Below are 23,409 nucleotides of genomic sequence, written 5' to 3'. Positions count from 1 at the left end.
GATGCCGGCGTTCCTGTTTTCTGAAATCACTGCCGCGGTTTCACGGCCGGTTGCCCGCTCATGGGGAACCGGCGGACACCGCATTGTGCCTGGCGGCCGAAAGGCGCGGGCTTTTGCGGATCGATTTTCAAATCAAAACATCACCTTTCTTGGGAGTATGCCATGACCAACGTCGTCATCGCGGGCTATCAGCGCTCGCCGTTTTCTCTTGCCACAAAGGGCGAACTGGCCCGTGTCCGTCCGGATGATCTGGCTGCCCAGGTGGTGCGCGGGCTGGTCGAAAAGACCGGGGTGAAGGTTGAGGATATCGAGGACCTGATTCTCGGTTGCGCCTTTCCGGAAGCCGAGCAGGGCTTCAACCTCGGCCGTCTCGTCGTGCTGATGGCGGACCTGCCGCAGACGGTCGGCGGCGTCACGGTCAACCGCTTCTGCGGCTCGTCGATGCAGTCGATCCATATGGCCGCCGGTCAGATCCAGCTCGGCGCCGGCGACGTGTTCATCTGCGCGGGCGTGGAAAGCATGAGCCGGGTGCCGATGACCGGCTTCAACCCGCTGCCGAACCCGGCACTCTATGCCAAGACCCCGGGCGCCTATATCGGCATGGGCGACACGGCGGAAAACGTGGCGACCAAATGGCAGATTTCGCGCGAGCAACAGGAAGCCTTTGCCGTGAAGAGCCAGGAAAAGGCCACGGCAGCCCGCAGCGAAGGCCGGCTGAAGGACGAGATCGTGCCGATCAGCGTGAAGGGCGGAACGGTTTCGGAAGACGGCTGCATCCGTCCCGAAACCACGGCCGAGGCGCTGGCCGGCCTGAAACCGGCCTTTTCGGCGGACGGCACTGTCACCGCCGGCACCTCCTCGCCGCTGACGGACGGCGCTTCGGCCGTTCTGGTGTGCTCGGAGGATTATGCGATGAAAAACGGCCTGACGCCGCTCGCCCGCCTGACCTCCGTCGGCATCAGCGGCTGCGCGCCGGAAATCATGGGCATCGGCCCGGTCGGCGCCAGCCGCAAGGCGCTGGAGCGCGCGGGCCTCGATGCCGGCGCCATGGATGTGATCGAACTCAACGAAGCCTTCGCCAGCCAGTCGCTGGCCTGCATCCGCGATCTCGGCCTTGCCGAAGACCGGATCAATATCGATGGCGGGGCGATCGCGCTTGGCCATCCGCTCGGCGCCACCGGCGCGCGCATTGTCGGCAAGGCGGCATCGCTGTTGCAGCGCGAGGGCGGCAAATATGCGCTTGCCACCCAGTGCATCGGCGGCGGCCAGGGCATCGCAACCATACTGGAGCGCATCTGATGTCTGATACCGAATTCAAGATCAACACGGTCGCCGTCATCGGCTCCGGCGTGATGGGATCGGGCATTGCCGCCCAGGTCGCCAATGCCGGTCACAAGGTGCTGCTGCTGGATATCGTGCCGGAGGGCGCGGCCAACCGTAACGTGATCGCGGAAACCGCGCTCGCCAGGATGAAGAAGGCCGATCCCGCGCCGTTCATGTCGAAACGGGCCGCGAAACTGGTGGAAACCGGCAATATCGAGGACGATCTCGAAAAGCTCGCTGGCGTCGACTGGATCATCGAGGTCGTGGTCGAGAAGCTCGACGTCAAACAGACGCTCTACCGGCGGATCGACGCCGTGCGCAAGCCGGGCACGGCGATTTCGTCGAACACCTCGACCATTCCGCTCGCCCGCCTTGTCGAGGGCATGCCGGAGGCATTCGTCCGTGATTTCATGATCACCCACTTCTTCAATCCGCCGCGCTACATGCGGCTGATGGAACTGGTGACGGGGCCTGATACGAACGAAGCGCTCGCCGCCGCCATGACCGATTTTGCAGACCGCAAGCTCGGCAAGAGCGTCGTCGTCTGCAACGACCGTCCCGGCTTCGTCGCCAACCGCCTCGGCGTCACCTGGATCCAGCTCGGCGTGCTGAAGGCGATCGAAGAGGGGCTGACGGTGGAGGAGGCCGACGCCGTGATGGGCAAGCCCTTCGGCATTCCCAAGACCGGCATTTTCGGCCTGATCGATCTCGTCGGCCTCGACCTGATGCCGCATATCGGCGCAAGTCTGAAGAGCGCGTTGCCGGAGGGCGACATGTTCCACGCGACCAATCGCGACCTGCCGCTGGTCAACCAGATGATCGCCGACGGCTATACCGGCCGCAAGGGCAAGGGCGGCTTCTACCGGCTGAACCGCGAGGGCGGCCGGAAGGTCAAGGAGGCGATCGATCTCGGCAGCGGCCGCTACAGCACGTCCGCAAAGGTCGAGAGCCCCGAACTGAAGGCGGCGCGCAAGCCGCGCCAGGTGATGGAGATCGACGGGCCGCTTGGCCGCTACGCCTTCGGCGTCATGGCCAACACGCTGTCCTATGCCGCAAGCCTTGTCGGCGACGCCGCCGATGATATCGCCGCGATCGACGAGGTCATGCGGCTTGGTTACAACTGGCGCTGGGGACCGTTCGAACTGATCGACATGATCGGCGCGCCGTGGCTCGTCTCTCGCATGCGTGAGGAAAATATTCCTGTCCCGGAACTCCTCGAAAAGGTCGGCGAGCGCACCTTCTACCGCATCGAGGACGGAAAGCGTCAGGCCCTCCAGCCGGACGGCAGCTATCGCGATATCGAGCGGCCCGAGGGCGTGTTGATGCTCGAGGATATCAAGCGCGTCAGCAAGCCGCTTCTGAAGAACGGTTCGGCATCGGCCTGGGATATCGGCGACGGCGTCGTCTGCTTCGAGTTCACCTCGAAGGCCAATGCCATGGACGATCAGATCATGACGCTGCTCGACAAGACCATCGGGCTTGTGAAGAAGAACTACAAGGCGCTGGTGATCTATAATGAGGGCACCAATTTTTCGGTCGGCGCCAATCTCGGCCTCGCGCTGTTTGCCGCCAATATCGCCGCCTGGGGCGAGATCGAGAAGCTGGTCAGCAACGGTCAGGCCACCTATCGCAAGATGAAATATGCGCCGTTCCCCGTGGTCGCCGCGCCCTCCGGCATGGCGCTTGGCGGCGGCTGCGAGATCGTGCTGCATTCCGATGCGGTGCAGGCGTATGCCGAAACCTATATCGGCCTCGTGGAATGCGGCGTCGGCCTGGTGCCGGCCTGGGGCGGATGCCGGGAAATGCTGACCCGGTGGCAGAACAATCCGGCAGCCCCGAAGGGCCCGATGCCGGCAACGGCCAAGGTCTTCGAAATGCTGTCGACCGCGACCGTCGCCAAGTCGGCCGAGGAGGCCCGCGAGCTCCTGTTCCTCGGCAAGGATGACGGCGTGACCATGAACCGCTACCGGCTTCTGGCCGATGCCAAGACAAGGGCGCTTGCCATGGTCGAAGGCTATCAGCCGCCGGAACCGCAGGAGATCGTTCTGCCCGGCCCATCTGGCAAGATCGCTCTGGAAATGGCCGCCGAGGGCTTTGCCCGGCGCGGGATCGCCACGCCGCACGACCTGACGGTGGCGCGCGAGCTTGCGACCGTCTTGACCGGCGGCGACACCGACATCATCGATCCGGTCGATGAGGACACAATTCTCGAACTGGAACTCGACAGTTTCATGCGTCTCGTGAAGACCAAGAAGACTCTCGACCGGTTCGAGAGCGTCATCGAAACCGGCAAACCCTTGAGAAACTAGGAAAGAGGACGAAAACCATGCAAGTCTATAATGCGCCCATCCGGGACATGCGTTTCGTTCTGCAGGAACTGATCGGCATCGGAGACTATCCCGATATCCCCGGTCTCGAAGAGGTCACGCCGGACCTGGCTGACGCGATCCTGGAAGAATCCGGCAAGTTCTGCACCGAAGTGCTGCTGCCGCTGAACGCGACCGGCGACGAGGAAGGCTGCGTGCTGGAAAACGGCGTCGTGCGCACGCCCAAGGGCTTCAAGGAAGCCTACAAGGCGTTTGCCGAAAGCGGCTGGACCGCGATGGCCTCGGCTCCGGAATGGGGCGGGCAGGGTCTGCCGGAATCCATCAACAAGCTGGTGGAGGAGATGAGCTGCGCGGCCAATCTCTCCTTCGGCCTCTATCCGGGCCTCACCCACGGCGCCTATCAGGCGATCGTCGATCATGCCAGCGAGGAACTGAAGCAGACCTATCTGCCGAAAATGGTCGAGGGCACATGGTCCGGCACGATGTGCCTGACGGAGGCCCATTGCGGTACCGATCTCGGCCTGCTGAGGACCCGTGCGGAGCCGCAGGATGACGGTTCCTACAAGGTCACCGGCTCCAAGATTTTCATCTCCGCCGGCGAGCATGACCTTACCGAAAACATCATCCATCTGGTGCTGGCGCGCCTTCCCGATGCGCCCAAGGGCGTCAAGGGCATCAGCCTGTTTCTGGTGCCGAAATTCCTGCCCAATGCCGATGGCACGCCGGGCCAGCGCAATGGCGTGACCTGCTCGGGCATCGAGCACAAGATGGGCATCAAGGCGTCCGCCACCTGCCAGATGTCGTTCGACGAGGCCACCGGCTGGCTGGTCGGCGAGCCGCACAAGGGCATGCGCGCCATGTTTACGATGATGAACAGCGAGCGGCTGTCGGTCGGCATCCAGGGTCTCGGTGCGGCGGAAGCGGCCTATCAGGGCGCCGTCGCCTATGCCAGGGAGCGGCTGCAGGGCCGCTCGCTTGCCGGCGCCAAACACCCCGACAAGCCCGCCGATCCGATCATCGTCCACCCCGATGTGCGCCGCATGCTGATGACCATGCGCGCCAATGTCGAAGGTTGCCGCGCGCTCGGCGGCTGGGTGGCGCGCAATCTCGACATGATGAAGCATCACCCCGATCCGGAAACGCGCAAGGAAGCGGAAGACTTCACCGCGCTGATGACCCCGATCGTCAAGGCGCTGTTCACCGATCTCGGTTTCGAGACCGCGTCGATCGGCATGCAGGTCTATGGCGGCCACGGCTTCATCCGCGATCACGGCATGGAGCAATATGTCCGCGACAGCCGCATCTCGATGATCTACGAGGGCACCAACGGCGTGCAGGCGCTCGATCTCGTCGGCCGCAAGATGCCGGCGCATATGGGCCGCTATCTGCGCGCGTTCTTCCATCCCGCACTCGCGGAAATCGATGCCGCGATCGATGACGACCGGCTTTCCGATCTGGTTCAGCCGCTCTCGAAGGCCTTTGGCGGGCTGCAGCTCTGCACCGCCGAGATCGCCCAGAAGAGCCTGAGGGACCCGGAGGAGGCCGGTGCGGCCGCGACCGAGTATCTGCGGCTCTTCGGCCTCGTCGCGCTCGGCGTGATGTGGCTGCGGACGGCCAAGGTCGCCCATGCCGCGCTTGACGGCGAATGCGACGATCCCGCGTTCTACAAGGCCAAGCTCGTCACCGCGGACTTCTACATGACCCGCATCCTGCCGCAGGCGGCCGGCCTCGTCGCCGCGATCCGCTCCGGCAAGTCCGCGATGATGGCGCTCGACGAGATGGCGTTTTGATGCGGCGGAGCGTCGAACAGGAAAGGAACGACAATGGCTGAGATCGGCGCGCTTATCGCTGCAATGGAAGCAAAGTCCAATGCGCTGGAGGAACTGGGCTACCGGGTCCGCTTCGACATGAAGGATGCCGGGTCGATTTTGCTCGATGCCAAGGACGGCGATGTCGAGATCGAAGAGGATGAGAGCGGAGAGGCCGAGGCCGACACCGTACTCATTCTCACGTCGGACAATCTCGAAAAGCTGATCAAGGGGAAGCTGAACCCGATGCTGGCCTTTTCCACCGGCCGCCTGAAGGTGCGAGGCTCGCAGGGCGTGGCGCTGAAACTCGCGGGGCTTCTGGAGGAGGCCTCCTAAGGCAGCCTGAAACACGAGAAGCAGCGCCTGTTCCGGGCGCTGCCTCCGGGTTGCTGACAAAGCCACAGCTTCGGAGATTGTCACGCACGCCAACCCACCCACTGGAGTCATGCTCGGACTTGATCCGAGCATCCAGGCGGCTTGGAGCGTCGGGCGAAAAAGTGGAATCCGGTTTTTCGTTAACCCGACGCGTCAAAAAAAGAATCTAGAGCATCAGGCGATGCCGACTAATCGTCTTCTGCTCTAAGTTACTGAATTTGCAAAGATTTATAACGAGACTTTGCCGGGCGGCCTGGATCCTCGGGTCAAGCCCGAGGATGACCCGGAATGTGGGGGACGTTTGTCAACAAACTAAAGGCAGCGTCTGTTTGGGGCGCTGCCTCGTTCTTGCTTGACCGGCATGCCATGTGCGGCCGGTCGCGTCTTTTCGATATATCCTACTTCGTCCGGCGCCAGGTCTGGCTCTTGCAAATCACGCCGCCCATGATGCAGCCGGAGAGCTTCAGCGTGTTGGGGTCTGTCAGCTCCATCTTGCCGGTATAGGTCTTGCCGTTCTCGAAATTGTAGAGCTTGCCTTTCCACGCATTGTCGCCATCGGCCGAAAGGCCTGAGAGCATCTCAGTCCCGACGAGTGGGCGGCTGCGCTTTGCGGCGTCGGGGTTCTTGACGTCGTTCGACGGCGTTTTCTGCCAGACGATTGTGCCGCAGTAATTGCCGCCGCAAGGCGTGATCTGAACTTGGGTCTTGCCGCTTTCCGTCAGCCATTTGCCCTCCGGCGAGGCGGCGGCGGCCATCGAGGCCGTCATCAGGCTTGCTGCGAGTGCAGCGCCGAGAACTTTTCTGATCATGAAACTCCTCCCGTTTCGTGTGTCCGGACCATCGGCCGGTGCGGCGCATTCCTCCTCAGGATCCGCCACAGGCCGTGCCGCCCCCGGTTTCAGCCGGGAGCGGCGCTATCTCTTTGTTTTTACGCAATTCCGGACGGGTGAAACGGTGTCCACTTCACCTGGAATTGCTGCAAGCCTCAGAAGCGATAGCGCAGGCTGGCCGATACGATATTGACGTTCGCATCTACGTCGCCGAAGAAGGCGAGGCCCGCGTAATGCGGATTGTTGGCGTCGAGCTGGATGTCGGTGTCGCCGGTTGTGAAGATGTGCTCATAGGCGAAGTCGAGCGAAAGCTTGTCGTTCCAGCTATAGGTGCCGCCGATCGAGGCATGAACGCGATCGCTGTCGGGCAGGCGCAGGTCGCGGTTGGTGGTCGAGATCGGCGACCATTCATAGCCGACGCCGCCGCGAACCGTGAACCGTTCGTTCATGGCATATTCGAGGCCGACGGAAAGGTAGTAGCCGTCATCATATTCGAACGGCAGGTCGGTAAGCTGCATGCCATTGGTGAAACCGGACGTGCCGTAGACCGGGAAATTGTCGAAGACGCTCCAGTGGGTCCACTCGAAGCCGGCATTCAGGGTCAACTGGTCGGTAAGCCTCTGGCTGAGGCCGACCGTGATCTGATCGGGCAGGGTGAGGTCGGACTTCACCGGATAGGAGCCGGGCGGAAGCGGCCCCATCATGGCGCCGAGATCGAGGTGACCTTCGAGGTTCTGCTTGATCTGCGAGCGATAGCCGACGCCGATCACCGTGCCGTCCATCGGCGTCAGCGTGAAGCCGAGCGTGAAGCCGACGCCCCAGGAATCGCCTTCAAGTTCGGCCGAGGGCGCGCCCGGGAACGGGCTCATCGCCTGCGTCAGCCGGGTCTTGAAATACATCGCCTCGATGCCGCCGCCGATCGCCAGCCAGTCATTGACCTGCCAGGCAATGGTCGGGTTGATGTCATAGCTGAGAACTTCCGAGGTGCGGGCGTAAATCTGGCCGGAATAGTTGAACGGATTCTTCGTCTCGAGACCGAAGGGCGTGTTGAGGCCCAGGCCTATCCAGACATCGTCGCTGACCTGATAGCTCACATAGCCGGCCGGAAGCGCCGCATCGAGCGCCATATCGCCGGTCGAACCGGTGCCGCCCAGCATCAGAAGCGTCGGCGCGGTCCCGCTTGTCGGGGTGATGTCGGAATAGGGGAAGATGCCCGAAAGGTCGACTTCGACCTGAAACCCTTCAAAAGCGGCCATCGTCGCCGGGTTCCAGTACATCGAGCCGAGGCCGGCCTGTCCGGCAGCGGCGCCTGCAAAGGCCTGTCCTTGGCCGACCGCGCTCTGTTCACGCAACGCGAACGAGCCGGCGGATGCCGTTCCCGCTATCAGTACCGTGGCTGCGCCCAGCATCAGAAAATGTATTCGGCTGGTTTTGTTCATCGCTTGCTCCTCCTCACGCTAAACCGGAACGCTCTTCGCTCCTCGTCCCAATGGAAAGATATATGACGTTAAGGTAATCTAGTATCCTAATAAGGAAGGGGGCGCGAAAATTTCCCAGCCTGTGGCCGAATCGTCACACATCAAATGAGATGCTTCCTGCCTTCGGTGGAGGAATCGGTCCCTGCGATGTTGGCGGCGAACGTGCTTATCGTTGCGCGGGCCCGGCATGCGTGTGAGAGACAGAAGAGGCGGCGGGAGCAAAGCTTGCGCGGATCATCGCCAGGTAGGGGGAAGAATACCGTCATCCGCGCAAACGGTCTCACTCCCTCCGGGCCTATAAATAATTCATCGGCACGGCGGTGGTGTATTTCAGCTCTTCCATGCCGATAAACGAAGAAATGTCGGTGAAATCGAGCCGGGCGATCAGCTGTTTGTAGACCGCGTCGTAGACCTCGACATCCGGCACCACCAGTCTGAGCAGGTAGTCCATGTCTCCGGTAAGGCGATAGGCCTCAACGATTTCGGGTATGTCGCTGATCGCGCGCCGAAAGCTCTCCAGCCAGTCCATGGAATGGCGCGAGGTTCGCACGGCGACAAAGACCGTCATGCCGACATTCGCCTTCCGGCGGTCGACGATCGCCACCTTGCGCGCGATCAGGCCGGTTTCCTCGAGATTCTTGATCCGGCGCCAGCATGCCGATGCCGATAGCCCGACGGTGTCGGCGATATCGGTGACCGGCATATCGGCATTCTGTTGAAGAAGGTCGACGATCTTGCGGTCGCGGTGATCAAGCATGAGATACCAATCGCGTGGAATTATCTTTGAATGAAAAATAATCGCATAAAATTGGGTCAATACAAGAAATTATGGCAGTTCTCGGCCGTTTTCCTGCGATCTTCGATCTCATTTTGCAGCGCAACTAAGCTATCTTGCTTCAAAAGCATGAGGAGCAAGACCTTGAGAAAGACAATAGGCCTGATCGGCGGCATGAGCTGGGAGTCGACCGCAGTTTACTATAAGGAGATCAATGAACTTGTGCGGAAGCGATTTGGCGGCCTGGTCTCGGCCGACATTCTTATGCACTCGGTGGATTTCTCGGAAATCGTGGCCTGGCAGAAGGCTGGACAATGGGGCAAGGCGAGCGCCTATCTCGGCGAGATCGGTCGCAACCTTCAAAGCGGCGGCGCGGATTGCGTGCTGATCTGCACAAATACGATGCACATGATTGCAAATGAAGTTTCTGCGCATTTTGATATTCCGCTCATCCACATCGTTGATGTGACCGGGCGCGCGCTGAACGCGGCGGGCATGAAGCGCCCGCTGCTGCTCGCCACCCGCTACACGATGGAAGAGGGGTTTTATCGGGATCGTCTTGAATCCGCCCACGGCATTTCGGCCATGGTACCGGACGCAGCGGACCGTCAGGCTGTGCACGATATCATTTTCGACGAGCTTTGCTGCGGCATCGTGCAGGATGCATCGCGAGAGGTCTATCGCGGTGCGATCGAAAAGGCGAAGGCTGCCGGCTGCGACAGCGTTATTCTGGGGTGCACGGAGATCGGACTGCTGATCGGGCCTGCCGATACCGATCTTCCGGTGTTCGACTCGACGAAGCTCCATGCCGCCGCGGCCGTCGATTTCGCCTGCGCGGAAGATCAGGACCGATTGCGTGAACCGGCCTGACGGCTAAACGCCAATGGCATGTAACTTGCTTTATCAATCCGTCAGGCAGGGTGCTGAACACGGCCTGCGATTTGGCAAAAGTTTCTAAAGAACGGAGGCATCGCGCAAACCGCTTTCTCATTTCAGGGGGCAAAGACTGCTAGCTGCTATCGACATCGCATCACAGCAAGGCAGGTGTCACTTGACCAACGATCTTTCACGAAAAAACAAAAGAAAGACCACAGAGGAGAACGACATGAATGGACTTCGAAAATCGGTACTGGCCCTTTCCGCCGGCATAGCGGCTTCGGCGCTTGCGACGGGATTTTCGTTTGCTGCAGACGGTGATCCGATCAAGGTCGGCTATCAACTGCCGCTGACGGGCTCTACCGCGCAATACGGCAAGGATTTCCAGACGGCTGCGGAAATCGCGCTGGAAAAATTCAATGCGTCCGGCGAACTGCCGGTGCCGGTGGAAATCATCTATGAGGACTCGCGTTCGGATGCCAAGGAAGGCGTGACGATCGCGCGCAAATTTGCCGACAATGACGAAATCGTCGCGGTGCTGGGGGATTTCACCTCGGGCGTTTCGATGGCATCGGCCCAGGTCTACCAGCGCGAAGGCGTGCCGCAGCTTTCCCAGACGGCATCGCATCCCGACTATACGAAGATCTCGCCCTATCAGTTCCGCAACATCACCACCCAGGCCCAGGAAGGCCCCTTCAACGCCGACTGGATGAATGAAGAAGGCTACAAGAAGATCGCCGTCATTTCCGAGCAGACGGATTGGGGTCAGACCGTGGTCGACAACTTCGCCGAAGAGGTGAAGGCCAACGGCGGCGAGATTGTCTTCTCGGAATATTTCAATCGCGGCCTGCCGGATTTCCGCTCGATCATCACCAAGATCGAGCGCGCCGAGCCCGACGCGATCTATACCGGCTTCTTCTACGAAGACGGCGCCAACTTCCTGAAGCAGGCCAAGCAGCTCGGCCTCGACATTCCGATCTTTTCCACCTCGGCGGCCTATAGCCCGCAGCTTATCGAGCTTGCCGGCACGGATGCCGACGGCCTGCACCTGACGGCGACCTTCATGCCGAACGACGATCGCCCGGAAGTGCAGGAGTTCGTGGCCGCCTGGGAAGAAGAGCGCGGCGACCTGCCGGGCCAGTTCCCAGCCCAGGCCTATGACGCCGTCAATATCATGCTCGACGCGATCGTCAGGGCCTATCCCGACGTCACCCGCGACAGCGTGCGCGATGCGCTTGCCGGAACGACCGATTTTCCGGGCGTGACGGGCGTGACGACCTTCGGCCCGGATCGCGAGCCGCAGAAGGAACTCACCAAGGCCGTTGTCGAAGGCGGTGAATTCACCCCGGTCTCCAACTGAGATCGACGGGGCCCGGCGGTCGCTTGATCCGCCGGGCGCTCCCGCTTTTCCGGAAACGCGCTATACCTGCGTTCTCCGGTCAGCGCCTCTGTGTCCGGACCGGCCCCTCATGCGGAGTTACGCATCTTGCTTGATCCATATTATCTGCAACAACTGCTCATCGGCCTCTCGCTCGGCGTCACCTACGCCTTGATGGCGATCGGGTTCACGCTGATCTTCGGCGTTCTCAACGTCGTCAACTTTGCCCATGGCGAGGTCTATACGATCGGAGCCTTCGCCGGGCTGCTGGTGATCACGGCGTTCGCGCCGCCACTGCTGATCGTGCTGTTCATAGCGCTTGCGGTCGGCGCGCTCGCCGGTTTCGGTCTCGAGCGGATCGCGTTTCGTCCGTTCCGGCGGTTTTCCGATGAGGCGTCGCTGAAATCGCGCGCCATGCGGGAAGCGACGCTGATGTCGTCGCTTGCGGTGTCGATCGTCGTGCGCGAAGCGCTCGAGCTGATCTTCGGGTCGCAGATGCAGGCGGTGCCGTTCGATTACATGATCAACAAGCCGATTCAGCTCGGAGCGGTGACGATTTCCAATGGCGATATCATCATTCTGGTAGTCGCGATCATCATGCTGGGCGGACTGCAATATGTCCTGAAGCGCACCCGGATTGGTCTCGCCATCCGTGCCGTATCCAACAACGCGCTGGGCGCGAAATATGTCGGCATCAACACCGACATGACGATTGTCTCGACCTTTGTCGTCGGCTCGATGATGGGCGCGGCCGCCGGTCTGCTTGTCGGGCTCTATTACGGCGCGATCTTCCCGGCCATGGGTTTTGTACCCGGCATCAAGGCGTTCGTCGCGATGATCATGGGCGGCCTGACATCGATCCCCGGGGCGGTGATCTGCGCCCTGCTGCTCGGCCTCTCGGAGGGACTTGCCACGACCTTCATCTCGTCCAACTGGTCGGACATGGTGGCCTATGGCTTCCTGATCGTCACCCTCATCTTCTTCCCGCGCGGCCTGTTCGGGGCAAGGAGGGAGCGTGTTTAAGCTACCGTCCTCCCACCTGTTCTCCGTCGGTCTGCCGCTCTTGCTGCTGTTCATCATCGTGCCGGCGGCTCTCTACGGCTTCGATCGCGGCTATTTCTATCAGATCGCGAGCCTTGTCCTGATCTTCGTTCTGCTGTCGGCGTCGCTCAACATGGTCTCCGGCACCTCCGGCCTGCTGCATCTCGGCCATGCCGCGTTTTACGGCGTCGGCGCCTATACCGCGGCCTTGCTCGGCTCCGACTACGGCGTGGGCTTTACCCTGGGGCTCCCGCTCGCCGGGCTTGTCGCCGCGCTGATCGCCTTTCTGGTGGCGCTGCCGACCATGCGGCTGGTGTCGATCTATTTCGCCGTGGCAACGCTTGCGATCGGGCAGATGCTCTATCTCATCATGCTGAACTGGGTCGGCTTCACCAAGGGGCCGAATGGCGTCATGCTGTTTGACGGCATGAGCGTGTTCGGCTTCTCCATCACCTCCGACACGGGAATCTATTTCGTCGTGGCGGTTGTCGTCACGGTTTCGATCTTCCTTATCCACCGTATCAGCCACTCCTATTACGGCAATGGGCTCAGGGCGCTGCGCGAGGATGACCAGTGCACCGATGCGATGGGCGTCAACACCGTGCGGCTGAAGATCGAGGTCTTCACGCTTTCGGCCTTTTTCGCGGGCCTTGCCGGTGCGCTCTGGGCCTATACGACGGGCTATATTTCGCCGAAGGACTTCGATTTCTCGGTGTCGATCCAGATCCTGGCGATGGTGGTCGTCGGCGGGCTCGGCTCGCTGCCGGGCGCGATCATCGGCGCGGCGCTGCTGATCCTGCTGCCGGAGGTGCTGCGCGATGTCGGCGACTTCCGCAACATCGCGGTCGGCCTCGTCATGTTCCTTGCCATCCTGTTCCTGCCCAAGGGGCTCTTCGGCGAGGTGCCGGCGCTTTCCCTGGTCCGCCGCCAGTTTGGCGACCGCTGGGCTGCGGCGCCGGACGACAAGAAGGTGGGCTGGCGATGAACGTGCTCGAAATTCAAAACCTCTCGCGCCATTTCGGCGGGCTGAAGGCGGTGGACGACATCACGACCCATGTCGGCGAAGGCGAACTCGTCGGCCTGATCGGGCCGAACGGCGCGGGCAAGACCACGCTGTTCAACCTGATCTCCGGCTTCACGCCGGTCTCGGGCGGAAAGGTCCGGTTCAAGGGCGAGGACATCACCGGCCAGAAGCCGTTTGCGATCGCCAAGCGCGGCATGTCGCGCACCTTCCAGAATTTGCGCATCTTTCCCAACATGACCGTGTTCGACAATGTTTCGGTCGGCGCGCTCGGCGCCACCGGCATGAATTTCTTCCAGTCGATTGCAGGCGGCAGGAAACGCGCCGAGACCATTTCGGAGGCAAGCTGGAAGGCGCTGGAGATGACGGGCCTGACCGAGGTCGCCGACGATCTTGCCGCCAACCTTTCCTATGGCCGCCGCAAATATCTGGAAATCGCCCGCGCGCTGGCGATGGATCCGCAATTCCTGATCCTCGACGAGCCGGCGGCGGGCCTGAACGACACGGAAACGGCGGAGCTCGCGACCTTCGTCAAGCAGCTCAACGCCGACGGCCTGCCGATCATGCTTGTCGAACACGACATGAACCTTGTCATGAGCATCTGCGAACGGGTCGTCGTCATCGCGTCGGGCCGCAAGATCGCGGATGATGTGCCTTCCGTGGTTCGCAGTGATCCGGTTGTTCTGGAAGCTTACCTTGGAGGTGACGAATGAGCGCGGTACTCGAAGTCGAAAACCTCACCGTTTCCATGGGCGTGCAGCAGATCCTCCATGGCGTTTCGCTGAGCGTCGAGGAGAAGGGCATTTATGGCGTGCTGGGCTCCAATGGCGTTGGCAAGACCACGCTGATGCGCGCCATTTCCGGCATCTACAAGCCGGATGGTGGCACGATCCGCTTCAAGGGCGAGGTGGTCAGCGGACTGCCGAGCCACGCCATCGTCAAGGCGGGGATTTCGCAGGCCCCGGAGGGCCGCCAGATTTTCTCCAACATGACGGTGCGCGAAAACCTGCTGATTGGCGGGGGGCGGCACGGCCTTTCCGAACTCGACCATGTCGCCAGCCTGTTTCCGATCCTGAAGGAGCGCCTCAACCAGGAGGCCGGCTCGCTTTCCGGCGGCGAGCAGCAGATGCTCTGCATCGGCCGGGCCCTGATGGGAAAACCGGAAATCCTGCTGCTGGACGAACCCTCGCTCGGCCTTGCGCCGAAAATCGTCAAGGCGATCTTCGATCTTATCGAGAGGATCCGGAGCGAAGGCCTGTCGATCCTGATCGTCGAGCAGAACGCCAAGTCGGTTCTGCGGATCGCGGATCAGGCCGCGGTGATGGAAGGCGGCAAGATCGTTCTGCAGGGCGACGCAAAGGAACTCGCCGCCGATCCCCGCGTCGCGGAGGCCTATCTCGGGGGGCACGCGCATGTCTGAGCCGCGCCGTATCCCGATCATCGAGCAGCGCCGCATTGAGGCCAATGTTCTGGCAAGCGTCTACGAGGAGCTGAAGGCGCGCCGGGGCGAGGCCGAGGCGCGTTCCGTGATTGACGATGCGGTGACGCGGGCGGCGATCCGGCAGGGCGAAAGCTTCGCCGACGAACTCGACCACCCTGCGGATTTCACCGATTTTTCCGCGATCCTTCCCAACTGGACGGCTGGCGGCGCGCTGGAAATGACGGTGCTGGAGGCGGGGCCGAAAACGCTCTCCTTCAACGTCACCCGCTGCCGGTATGCGGAAATGTATCGGGCAATGGGGCTCGGCGATATCGGCGATCTCCTGTCATGCAATCGCGACGGCGCGTTTTGCGAGGGCTTCAATCCGAAAATGAAGCTCAAACGCAGCCAGACGATCATGTCCGGCGCAAGCCACTGCGATTTTCGCTACTCCATGGAAGACGAGGCGGCGCAATGACGCCGGCCAACAGGGAAGCTGAACAGAGATGCCTACATCCTTGAAGATATCCGACGCGTCGCAGGAAGGGCGTGCTGGGCTTGCCTCACTTGAAGCGCGCGTGAAAGACGACCTTGCCGTCCTCAAGCTCCCGCCGGAGGACTGGACGGCCAGGAAGACCGCCGCAGATGGCGCGCCGCTTTATGACGTCATCATTGTCGGCGCCGGCATGTTCGGGCTTTCGGCCGCCGGAAGCCTGATGTTCAAGGGTATCCGCAACATCAAACTGCTGGATCGCGCGCCCGCGGGCAAGGAAGGGCCGTGGGTAACCTATGCGCGGATGCTGACGCTCCGGTCGAAAAAGGATCTGCCCGGCTCGCCCTTCGGCATCCCCACGCTCACCTTCCGCTCGTGGTATGTCGCTGCCTTCGGCGACGATGCCTGGGAGGCGCTCTATAAAATTCCGAACTCGGTGTGGCAGGACTATCTGATCTGGCTCAGAAACGTGCTGGAACTGCCGGTCGACAATGACTGCGATGTCGTCGGCATCGCTCCCTATCCGGACCATGTGGCGCTCACGGCCGCGGATGGACGGGTATTCAGGGCCAAGCGCGTTGTGATCGCCACCGGCCGTCCGGGGGCGGGCGGCTTCACCCGTCCTCCGGGCGTGGTGGGCGATCTCTGGCCGGATCTGGCGGCCCATACCTGCGAGACGATCGATTTCGGCCGCCTTCAGGGCAAGTCCGTCGCCGTCATCGGCGCGGGCTCATCGGCCTGGGATAACGCCGCGACGGCGCTGGAGACCGGGGCAGGGCGGGTCGACATGTTCTGCCGCCGAAAGGCACTACCGCAGTTGAACAAGGGGCGCGCCAACGCCAATCCCGGTTTCTTCGCCGGCTGGCGCGGTCTTTCCGATGCGAAACGCTGGGAAATGGCGGTCTATCTGGAACGCGTCCAGACCCCGCCGCCGCATGAAACCGTGCTCAGAACCATTGCACACGACAATTTCGAGGTGCATTTCGGCAAGCCGTTCAAAGCGATAACGCGCGCCGGCGAGCGGGTCGAGATCGCCTTTTCGGACGGCGAGATCAGGCAATTCGACTTCCTGATTCTTGGTACCGGTTTTTCCGTCGATCTTGCCCGGGAGCCGATGTTCTCCGCGCTGAAGGACCGCATCCTCACCTGGGGCGATCGCTACCAGCCGCCGCAGGAGATGGCCAATGCCGGTCTCGCCCGCATGCCTTATCTCGGCGAGGGTTTCGAGCTCATGGAACGCGGCGTTGAAAAAAGCGCGCTTGAACGCGTCCACATCTTCAACACCGGCTCATACCTAAGCTTCGGCACGCTCTCGCTCGATGTGCCGAGCGTCAATCCGGCCGGCGAGCACCTGGCCTCGCACATTGCCAGCCATCTCTTTGTCGACGACTTCGACGTTCTGTTCGAGCGTCTGAAAGACTGGGAAGAAGAACACGAACTGGCCCCGACGCCCTTCTATGCGCCGGATTATGTCAACCGCGCATAAAGGCAAAGCGCTGCCCAGGACGTTCGGCTCAGGCTCTACGAAGCGGATGCTCCAGTCGTGCCGGATAGGTTCGCGTTGACCACGCTTGACGGATTATGTACCGATCGGTATATTTCTGATCATGACGCAACCGATGCCCACAAGAGCCGTACTGCTCGACCGCGCCCTTCACCTCTTTTCCGCCTATGGTTATGAAGGCGTGGGGGTTCAGCAGATCTGTAATGATGCCGGCGTGGGAAAGCCGACGCTCTATCATTATTTCGGCTCGAAGCTCGGTCTTCTGGAAACCCTGCTGAGGGAACGGCTTGCGCCCCTGCATGAAGCGCTGGAGCGGGCCTGTGCGGTAACGCCGTTCGATCATGCGCTCGTTGCGCTTGCTGAGGCGACATTCGAATTCGCCCGGGAGGAGCCTCAGCTTTACCGCTTTTATCTGACGCTCTGGTTCGCGCCGGTCGAAAGCGAGGCGCGGCAGGCGGCCGAAGAGCATCACCAGCGCCATTTCGAGGCGTTCGACGCCTGTTTCCGCGCTCATGAGCAGGCTTCCGGTCACGGGCTGACGGGGCGACACAGGTTGCTGGCGGCCTCTTTCCTCGGCCTGGTCAACAATCATATCGGCATCGCACTCAACAGCTTCGCCACGCTGAATGCGCGCTCGGCCGCCGACACGGCTGCCATGTTCCTGAACGGCGCCCTGCCGCCGGCTTCTTCCGACGGAGAGTAATCGAGCAATGTACCATCCAGTACATAATGCGGGACGCGCCATGCCCCCATGGATCGAACACGCGGTTTTCTGGCACCTTTACCCGCTCGGCTTCACCGGCGCGCCCATCCGGCCGCAGACAGCCCCGCCGCTCGTCCACCGGCTGAATCACCTGACGGGATGGCTCGACTATGCCGTCGAACTTGGCGCCTCCGCCCTGTTGCTGGGTCCGATCTTTGCGTCCGCCACCCATGGCTACGACACCACCGACCATTTCCGCATCGATCCGCGGCTCGGCGATGCGACGGATTTCGACAGGCTGATCGAACAGGCGCGCGCACGCGGACTGCGGGTCGTGCTCGACGGCGTGTTCAATCATGTCGGGCGCAGCCACCCCTTTGTCCGCGACGTGCAGGCACACGGCGGATCGTCGCCGAAAGCATCATGGTTTCGCTACACCCCGGAGGGCGAGCTTGCCACCTTCGAGGGGCACCATGGTCTCGTGGCGCTCAACGGCGAAAATCCCGAGGTCGAGGCCTATGTCCGCACGATCATGCTGCACTGGCTCGATCGCGGCGCTTCCGGCTGGCGGCTCGATGCGGCCTATGCGATGGCGCCGGATTTCTGGGCGCGGGTTCTGCCCGGCGTTCGCCAGCGGCATCCCGATGCCTTCATTTTCGCGGAGCTCATCCATGGCGACTATGCCGGTTTCGTCCAGGCGAGCGGCGTCGACAGTGTGACCCAGTACGAACTCTGGAAAGCCATCTGGAGCGCGCTCAACGACCGCAATTTCTTCGAGCTGGGCTGGGCGCTCGACCGGCATAACGGCTTTCTCGATCGCTTCATTCCGCAGACCTTTGTTGGCAATCACGACGTCACCCGGCTGGCGAGCCGCCTTGAGGATGCCGACACGCTGGAGCACGCGCTTGCGGTGCTGTTTGCGGTCGGCGGCATCCCTTCGGTCTATGCCGGCGACGAGCAGGCCTTTCATGGCATCAAGACGGAAGGGGAGGGCGGCGACGACGCGGTTCGCCCGGCCTTTCCTGAAAGCCCGCAGGGGCTCTGGCCGGATGGCTGGCCGGTCTATCGCCGCCATCAGGAGCTGATCGGGGTGAGACGCCGCCACCCTTGGCTGGTGCGGGCACGCGCAAGGGCGCTTCGGCTTGAAAACACCCGGCTCCTCCTCGAACTGGCCGATCACGGGAAACGGCTCTTCCTGGCGCTCAATCTCGATGGGCCGGCATCCTTTGCCGTGCCGGATGCGAAGGCAGTGCTCGCGGGACGCGATGCGCATCTGACCGGCGAGGGATCCCTGCATCTGGGGGCAAAGGGCTGGGCCATTCTGTCCACCGCACAGTGTTGATGCGAAATGCGATTCACGAAAGATCAGAAAGTCAGAAGCCATGAAACCCACCGGCATTGCAACATGGACAGCCCTGGCGGTTGCCGCCTGCCTCTACGCGACGATGACACTCTGGACCTTGCCGGAAATCGCCCAGGCCGCCGGCGGGCTTCCGCCTTTCGACATGCGTCCGGGCGGCTATGATTTTGATGAAGCGCAAGCCTTCCTGTCGGCGCTTTCGGAAAAGGGACGGACGCTCTATCTCGGTCCGCAGCAGCGTCTCGATCTTGTCTTTCCGGCAGCGCTCGCCCTCGGGCTTGGCCTCGCGCTCTATCGCCTTGCGCCCCTCAACCGGTTCTGGAGGCTGTGCTTGGCAGCAATACCGTTGGCCGGCATGGTGTTCGACTATCTGGAAAACGCCGCTGTCAGGGCCATGCTTGTGACAGGCCCCTCGGCCCTTCAGCCCGAACAGGTCGAAACCGCCAGCCGATTTACGACGGCCAAGGCCGTATTCGACAGTGCCGCCTACGCTCTCCTTCTCCTGTTTTTAGTCCTGTGGGCGGTGCGACGATGGCGCAGCGCGTCTCAGCCGTAACGGAACAGGCGTAGCGGCCGGAGAGGGGTGCCGTCACGCTATGCCGGCATATTCGCCGATGGCGTTGGCTTTCAGATAGAAATCCTTCGGGCGGCGGATATGGCTTTCGATGATGCGCCACAGCCGGTCGGCGTCGCCGATGGCGAGCGCATCGATCATTTCGAAATGCTCGGCAATCGCCACCTCGCGGATCTCGCCGCTGGTAAAAGCGCGGGTGCGGATGGGATGGGTTGCGAAGGTGTAATGCTGAATGGCATCGGCAAGCTGGCGGTTACCGCATGCCCGGTAGAGCGTCTCGTGAAACCTGTTATTGAGTTCGAAAACCGCGCCGAACTGCTGCTTGCGGGATGCCTCGCGGTGGCGGCCGGCAATTTCGGTCAACGCTTCGATCGTGTCAGTGGAGGCCGGCTCGCTGAAGTGCCGGGCCGCCTGCCGCTCCAGGCATTCCCGGATTTCATATAGCTCCTCGATTTCGCGGATCGAATAGTCGCGCACATGCACTCCCTTGTTGCGCTCGCGTACCACGAGGCCGGTCTTTTCCAGCTCAGAGAAGGCGAGTCGGACGGCGTGGCGGGTGGCGCCGGTCCGCGCGATGATCTCATCCTCCACCAGCCGCTCGCGCGGATGGCGCTGACCGGAAATGATCTCGCGCTGCAGTTCGCGGTGCACATCCTCCCAGTTTTTTGCTTGTTCCGTCACGTTTTGCGCACTCCCGACCCGATTCACAGATTTGCCGCGACATTAGCATATCTCAAATGGAAGACAATTATCGTTGACATTATCGATAATAATGCCGATAAAGCCGGAAACGGGAGGACGATGTGTATCGGATAGGCAGTGGAGCGGGCTTTTCAGGCGATCGGGCGGATGCCGCCATCGCCGTCGTTGCGGCGATCGCCGCGGCGGGGGAGGGCGGCGCGATCATGTTCGAGACGCTCGGCGAACGCACGCTCGCGCTCGGCCAGATTGCCCGGCGCAAGGATGCCGCGCGCGGCTACGAGCCGCTGCTCGAAGACATGCTCGCTCCGATTCTGCGGCCGGCCTACGAAGCCGGCATCACCATCGTCGGCAATTTCGGCGCGGCCAATCCCCCCGCCGCCGCCGCCGCGATCCGCGCGCTCGCCGACAGGCAGGGCCTTGCCGGGTTGAAGATCGCCATCGTCACCGGCGACGATCTCCATGGCCGCATGGACATCGCCACCGCCGAACGCTGGGACGGCGACGGACGCCTTCGGGAATTCACCGGCGAGATCGTCGCCGTCAACGCCTATATCGGCGCCCGCGCCATCGCAGACGCGATCACATCCGGCGCCGATATGGTGGTTACCGGCCGTGTGGCCGATCCGGCGTTGGCGCTTGGGCCTCTCGTTGCCCATTTCGGCTGGGACTGGAACGACCTCGACCGGATCGCCGCCGGCACGCTCGCCGGCCACCTGCTGGAATGCGGCGCGCAGGTCACCGGCGGCTATTTTGCCGATCCGGGTTTCAAGGACGTGCCGCGTCCGGCCGAGATCGGCTTTCCGATCGCCGAGGTGGATGCCGATGGCGGCTTCGTCATCACCAAGCCCGCTGGCACCGGCGGTCTCGTCAGCGAGCGCACGGTCAAGGAACAGCTTCTCTATGAAATTCACGATCCGGCCGCCTATCTGACGCCCGATGTCACGCTCGACATCAGCGGGGTCACGGTGCGCCAGGTCGGTAACGACCGGGTCCGGGTCGAGGGCGCGCGGGGCAGGGCGGCGCCGGAAAAGCTCAAGGTGACGGTCAGCTATCACGGCGACTACTTCGGCGAGGCCGAGATTTCCTATGCCGGCCCCAACGCGCTCAATCGCGCGCGTTTGGCCCAACAGACGATCCGCGATCGGATCGATCTTCTGGAGCTCGATGTGCGGATGCGCTCGGACATTTTCGGCACGGTCAGCGCTTTCGACGCCGATTCCGGCGTGATGCTTTCACAGTTTGCCGGCGGACCGGATGGCGACTACCGCGTCCGCTTCGCCTTTGACGGCGAGGACCGCACGGCGGTCGAACGCGCCGTCGCCGACGTCAACGCGCTTTATTGCTGCGGTCCAGCCGGCGGTGGCGGCGTGCGCCAGAGCGTGCGCCCCCGCGTGCGCACGCTTTCCTATCTGGCACCGCGATCGCTGGTGACGCCGTCATTTTTCTTTCTCGGCGAGGAGACCGCATGACCCCCGGCAAGACGGTTCTGCTGCATCAGATCGCCCATGGCCGTTCCGGCGACAAAGGCAACCGGTTGAATGTTAACGTAATTGCCTATGAACCACGGCACTGGGACGTGCTTCTGGAACAGGTCACCGAGGAACGGGTTGCGGCCCTTTTCGCCCATCGCGGCGCAACCCGGGTAAAGCGTTACGAACTTCCGCGCCTCAACGCGCTGAACTTCGTCATCGACGATGCGCTGGAGGGCGGCGTCAATGCAAGCCTTTCGACAGACACGCACGGAAAATGCCTGTCGTTTCTGGTGCTGGGGCTCGAGATCCGGCTGCCGGCCGAAACGGCGCCGGCATAGCAATTTAACGGCCCGCGAAGGGCAAAGGGAGGAGAACCGAAATGGCATTCTGGACAAAAACCACCAAGACGCTGCTGCTGTGCGGCGTTGCCGCCGGCGTCGGCATTGCCGGCGCTAACGCTCAGGACTATCCGCAGGGCGGGACGCTGCGCGCCGCGATCTCGCAGATGGCGCCGTCGCCGGACCCCGTGGTCACCACTTTCGGCGTCAACTGGATGACCGCCACCATCGCATGCGAAGGGCTTTTCGCGATTGACGAGAGCTGGACGCCGCAGCCGATGCTGGCCGACAGTTTCGAATATAGCGACGACGGCAAGACGCTGACGGTTACGCTGCGTCCCGAGCTGAAGTTCCACTCCGGCGCGCCGGTCACATCGGCCGATGTCGTCGCCTCGCTCAATCGTTATCGTGACTCAGCCGGCATTGGCGCCGCCCTGAAGAACGCCACCGCATCGATCGAAGCAGTCGATGACATGACCATCCGCTTCAACCTCAACACCCCGACCGCCATCGTGCCCGGCCTGATCGCCAGCGCCCAGGCCGCGATCATGTCGGCGCAGTCGCTGGAAGGCGCGTCCGCCACGCAGGCAACCACCGGGCTCGATTGCACCGGCCCCTACGAACTGACGAGCTATCAGCCCGATCGCGGCGCGGTGCTGAACCGCTGGGATGACTACCAGGCGCGCGAGGAACCGTCCTCGGCCTTCACCGGCAAGAAGCACGCCTATGCCGACGAGATCGATCTGATGCTAATGCCGGAGCCATCGGTGCGCCGCGATGCGCTGCTGACCGGCCAGATCGACATCGCCTATGAACTGCCGACCGATTTCTATGACGCGCTGCAGGCCGATACCGGCACTGAGGCCGTGGTCGTGCCCAACAACCAGTCGCTCACCGTGGTGTTTAACACCAAGGAGGGGCCGGCGGCCGACATCAATCTGCGCCGCGCGATCTATTATGCGCTGGAAATGGACCCGATCATGCTCGCCTCGGTCGGCAATCCGGAATTCTACACGCTCGATCCGAGCTGGATCCCCGATCCGAACTCGTTCTGGTACACCAAGGCCGGCGTGCCCGACGGTTTCGGAACGCCGAAGCCGGATCTTGTGCAGCAGTATCTTGATGCGTCCGACTATGATGGCGAACCCATCCGCTGGCTGGTCGCCGCAGAGCAGTACCAGAAGCACTTTCTGACCGCCGTCGTCGCCCAGCAGCAGCTCGCCGATTACGGCATCAATGTCGAGCTCGTGGAAAGCCCGATGGCCAACTATATCCAGTCGCGCGCAAACCCGGAAGACATGGATGCGTTCTCGAGCTTCCTCCCCACCTATGTCGACCCGACCTCGATCGCCTATCTCAACCCGAGCTATCCGGGCTTCTGGACCGATCCGGAAAAGATGGAACTGATGGATGAGATCGCATCGACAATCGATCCCGATGAGCGCAAGGCGATCTTCGAGAAGATCCATACGCTGATCTATGATCAGTTCCCGTTCATCAAATACGGAACGGAAGCCAATATGTACGGCATCCGCAGCGGCGTCGGCAATGCGCCGGCCGTGCCGAGCCGCGGCTACGACCTCTACAACGTCGCACCGCCGCAGGGCTAAG

22 protein-coding genes are annotated in these 23,409 nt (G+C 62.2%); 18 read left to right on the top strand and 4 right to left on the bottom strand.

The features are described from left to right. The first annotated feature begins 162 nt into the window (after positions 1-162). The 4 genes from V6767_RS03170 to V6767_RS03155 are packed head-to-tail and all read left to right on the top strand — an operon-like array spanning position 163 to position 5,794. Complete coding sequence (locus V6767_RS03170; RefSeq protein WP_448472091.1) at positions 163-1,299, top strand: thiolase family protein; 1,137 nt, start codon at positions 163-165, stop codon at positions 1,297-1,299. Then, a complete protein-coding gene (locus tag V6767_RS03165; protein WP_448472090.1) occupies positions 1,299-3,632 on the top strand; it encodes a 3-hydroxyacyl-CoA dehydrogenase/enoyl-CoA hydratase family protein in 2,334 nt (777 codons plus the stop codon). Before V6767_RS03170 ends, V6767_RS03165 begins: the two co-directional genes overlap by 1 nt. 17 nt (positions 3,633-3,649) lie before the next feature. After that, positions 3,650-5,440, top strand: a complete 1,791-nt coding sequence (locus V6767_RS03160) for an acyl-CoA dehydrogenase C-terminal domain-containing protein (RefSeq protein ID WP_448472089.1) — start codon at positions 3,650-3,652, stop codon at positions 5,438-5,440. A gap of 33 nt (positions 5,441-5,473) precedes the next feature. After that, entirely contained in the window at positions 5,474-5,794 is a 321-nt protein-coding gene (locus V6767_RS03155; RefSeq protein WP_448472088.1) for an SCP2 sterol-binding domain-containing protein, read from the top strand. A 437-nt stretch (positions 5,795-6,231) separates the two neighbouring features. On the opposite strand, the gene V6767_RS03150 is transcribed toward V6767_RS03155, so the two are convergent. The 3 genes from V6767_RS03150 to V6767_RS03140 all read right to left on the bottom strand — a co-directional run bounded on the left by V6767_RS03150 (position 6,232) and on the right by V6767_RS03140 (position 8,898). After that, positions 6,232-6,642: a DUF2147 domain-containing protein gene (locus tag V6767_RS03150; RefSeq protein WP_448472087.1), complete on the bottom strand. Its 411-nt coding sequence runs from the start codon at positions 6,640-6,642 to the stop codon at positions 6,232-6,234. Positions 6,643-6,818: 176 nt separating this feature from the next. Beyond that, positions 6,819-8,102, bottom strand: a complete 1,284-nt coding sequence (locus V6767_RS03145; protein WP_448472086.1) for an OmpP1/FadL family transporter — start codon at positions 8,100-8,102, stop codon at positions 6,819-6,821. A 334-nt stretch (positions 8,103-8,436) separates the two neighbouring features. Next, positions 8,437-8,898: an Lrp/AsnC family transcriptional regulator gene (locus V6767_RS03140; protein ID WP_448425735.1), complete on the bottom strand. Its 462-nt coding sequence runs from the start codon at positions 8,896-8,898 to the stop codon at positions 8,437-8,439. Positions 8,899-9,045: 147 nt separating this feature from the next. Between V6767_RS03140 and V6767_RS03135 the strand changes: the two genes are divergently transcribed. The 11 genes from V6767_RS03135 to V6767_RS03085 all read left to right on the top strand — a co-directional run bounded on the left by V6767_RS03135 (position 9,046) and on the right by V6767_RS03085 (position 19,268). Beyond that, positions 9,046-9,786 carry an aspartate/glutamate racemase family protein gene (locus tag V6767_RS03135; protein WP_448472125.1) on the top strand — a complete coding sequence of 247 codons (741 nt, stop codon included), beginning with the start codon at positions 9,046-9,048 and terminating at the stop codon, positions 9,784-9,786. Positions 9,787-10,021: 235 nt separating this feature from the next. Then, positions 10,022-11,152, top strand: a complete 1,131-nt coding sequence (locus V6767_RS03130; protein WP_230722807.1) for an ABC transporter substrate-binding protein — start codon at positions 10,022-10,024, stop codon at positions 11,150-11,152. 126 nt (positions 11,153-11,278) lie between these two features. Further along, the gene (locus V6767_RS03125) at positions 11,279-12,193 is read left to right on the top strand and encodes a branched-chain amino acid ABC transporter permease (RefSeq protein ID WP_448472085.1); all 915 of its coding nucleotides are present in this window, start codon (positions 11,279-11,281) and stop codon (positions 12,191-12,193) included. Next, complete coding sequence (locus tag V6767_RS03120; RefSeq protein WP_448472084.1) at positions 12,186-13,196, top strand: branched-chain amino acid ABC transporter permease; 1,011 nt, start codon at positions 12,186-12,188, stop codon at positions 13,194-13,196. The genes V6767_RS03125 and V6767_RS03120 overlap by 8 nt, the downstream gene beginning before the upstream one ends. Then, on the top strand, positions 13,193-13,945 hold the full coding sequence (locus V6767_RS03115; RefSeq protein WP_448472083.1) for an ABC transporter ATP-binding protein: 753 nt from the start codon (positions 13,193-13,195) through the stop codon (positions 13,943-13,945). The genes V6767_RS03120 and V6767_RS03115 overlap by 4 nt, the downstream gene beginning before the upstream one ends. Next, positions 13,942-14,652 (top strand): ABC transporter ATP-binding protein, encoded by a 711-nt coding sequence (locus V6767_RS03110; RefSeq protein ID WP_448472082.1) that lies wholly within the window; start codon positions 13,942-13,944, stop codon positions 14,650-14,652. The genes V6767_RS03115 and V6767_RS03110 overlap by 4 nt, the downstream gene beginning before the upstream one ends. Then, on the top strand, positions 14,645-15,130 hold the full coding sequence (locus V6767_RS03105) for an L-2-amino-thiazoline-4-carboxylic acid hydrolase (RefSeq protein ID WP_448472081.1): 486 nt from the start codon (positions 14,645-14,647) through the stop codon (positions 15,128-15,130). The genes V6767_RS03110 and V6767_RS03105 overlap by 8 nt, the downstream gene beginning before the upstream one ends. A 100-nt stretch (positions 15,131-15,230) precedes the next feature. After that, a complete protein-coding gene (locus V6767_RS03100) occupies positions 15,231-16,631 on the top strand; it encodes an NAD(P)-binding domain-containing protein (RefSeq protein ID WP_448472080.1) in 1,401 nt (466 codons plus the stop codon). 133 nt (positions 16,632-16,764) lie between these two features. Continuing rightward, on the top strand, positions 16,765-17,352 hold the full coding sequence (locus V6767_RS03095) for a TetR/AcrR family transcriptional regulator (RefSeq protein WP_448472079.1): 588 nt from the start codon (positions 16,765-16,767) through the stop codon (positions 17,350-17,352). Between the two features lie 40 nt (positions 17,353-17,392). Beyond that, positions 17,393-18,694, top strand: a complete 1,302-nt coding sequence (locus V6767_RS03090) for an alpha-amylase family protein (RefSeq protein ID WP_448472078.1) — start codon at positions 17,393-17,395, stop codon at positions 18,692-18,694. A gap of 40 nt (positions 18,695-18,734) precedes the next feature. After that, positions 18,735-19,268 (top strand): hypothetical protein, encoded by a 534-nt coding sequence (locus V6767_RS03085; protein ID WP_448472077.1) that lies wholly within the window; start codon positions 18,735-18,737, stop codon positions 19,266-19,268. 33 nt (positions 19,269-19,301) lie between these two features. On the opposite strand, the gene V6767_RS03080 is transcribed toward V6767_RS03085, so the two are convergent. After that, positions 19,302-19,967, bottom strand: a complete 666-nt coding sequence (locus tag V6767_RS03080) for a GntR family transcriptional regulator (RefSeq protein WP_448472076.1) — start codon at positions 19,965-19,967, stop codon at positions 19,302-19,304. Positions 19,968-20,089: 122 nt separating this feature from the next. On the opposite strand from V6767_RS03080, the gene V6767_RS03075 reads away from it, so the two are divergent. The 3 genes from V6767_RS03075 to V6767_RS03065 are packed head-to-tail and all read left to right on the top strand — an operon-like array spanning position 20,090 to position 23,408. Further along, a complete protein-coding gene (locus tag V6767_RS03075; RefSeq protein WP_448472075.1) occupies positions 20,090-21,457 on the top strand; it encodes an acyclic terpene utilization AtuA family protein in 1,368 nt (455 codons plus the stop codon). After that, entirely contained in the window at positions 21,454-21,798 is a 345-nt protein-coding gene (locus V6767_RS03070; RefSeq protein WP_448472074.1) for an AtuA-related protein, read from the top strand. The genes V6767_RS03075 and V6767_RS03070 overlap by 4 nt, the downstream gene beginning before the upstream one ends. Before the next feature lie 41 nt (positions 21,799-21,839). Continuing rightward, positions 21,840-23,408: an ABC transporter substrate-binding protein gene (locus V6767_RS03065; RefSeq protein ID WP_448472073.1), complete on the top strand. Its 1,569-nt coding sequence runs from the start codon at positions 21,840-21,842 to the stop codon at positions 23,406-23,408. The last annotated feature ends 1 nt before the right edge of the window (position 23,409 follow it).

This window comes from Martelella sp. FLE1502 (assembly GCF_053484255.1).
Note: the sequence above shows the minus strand (reverse complement) of the source record. Positions and strands in the feature narration are given on the sequence as shown.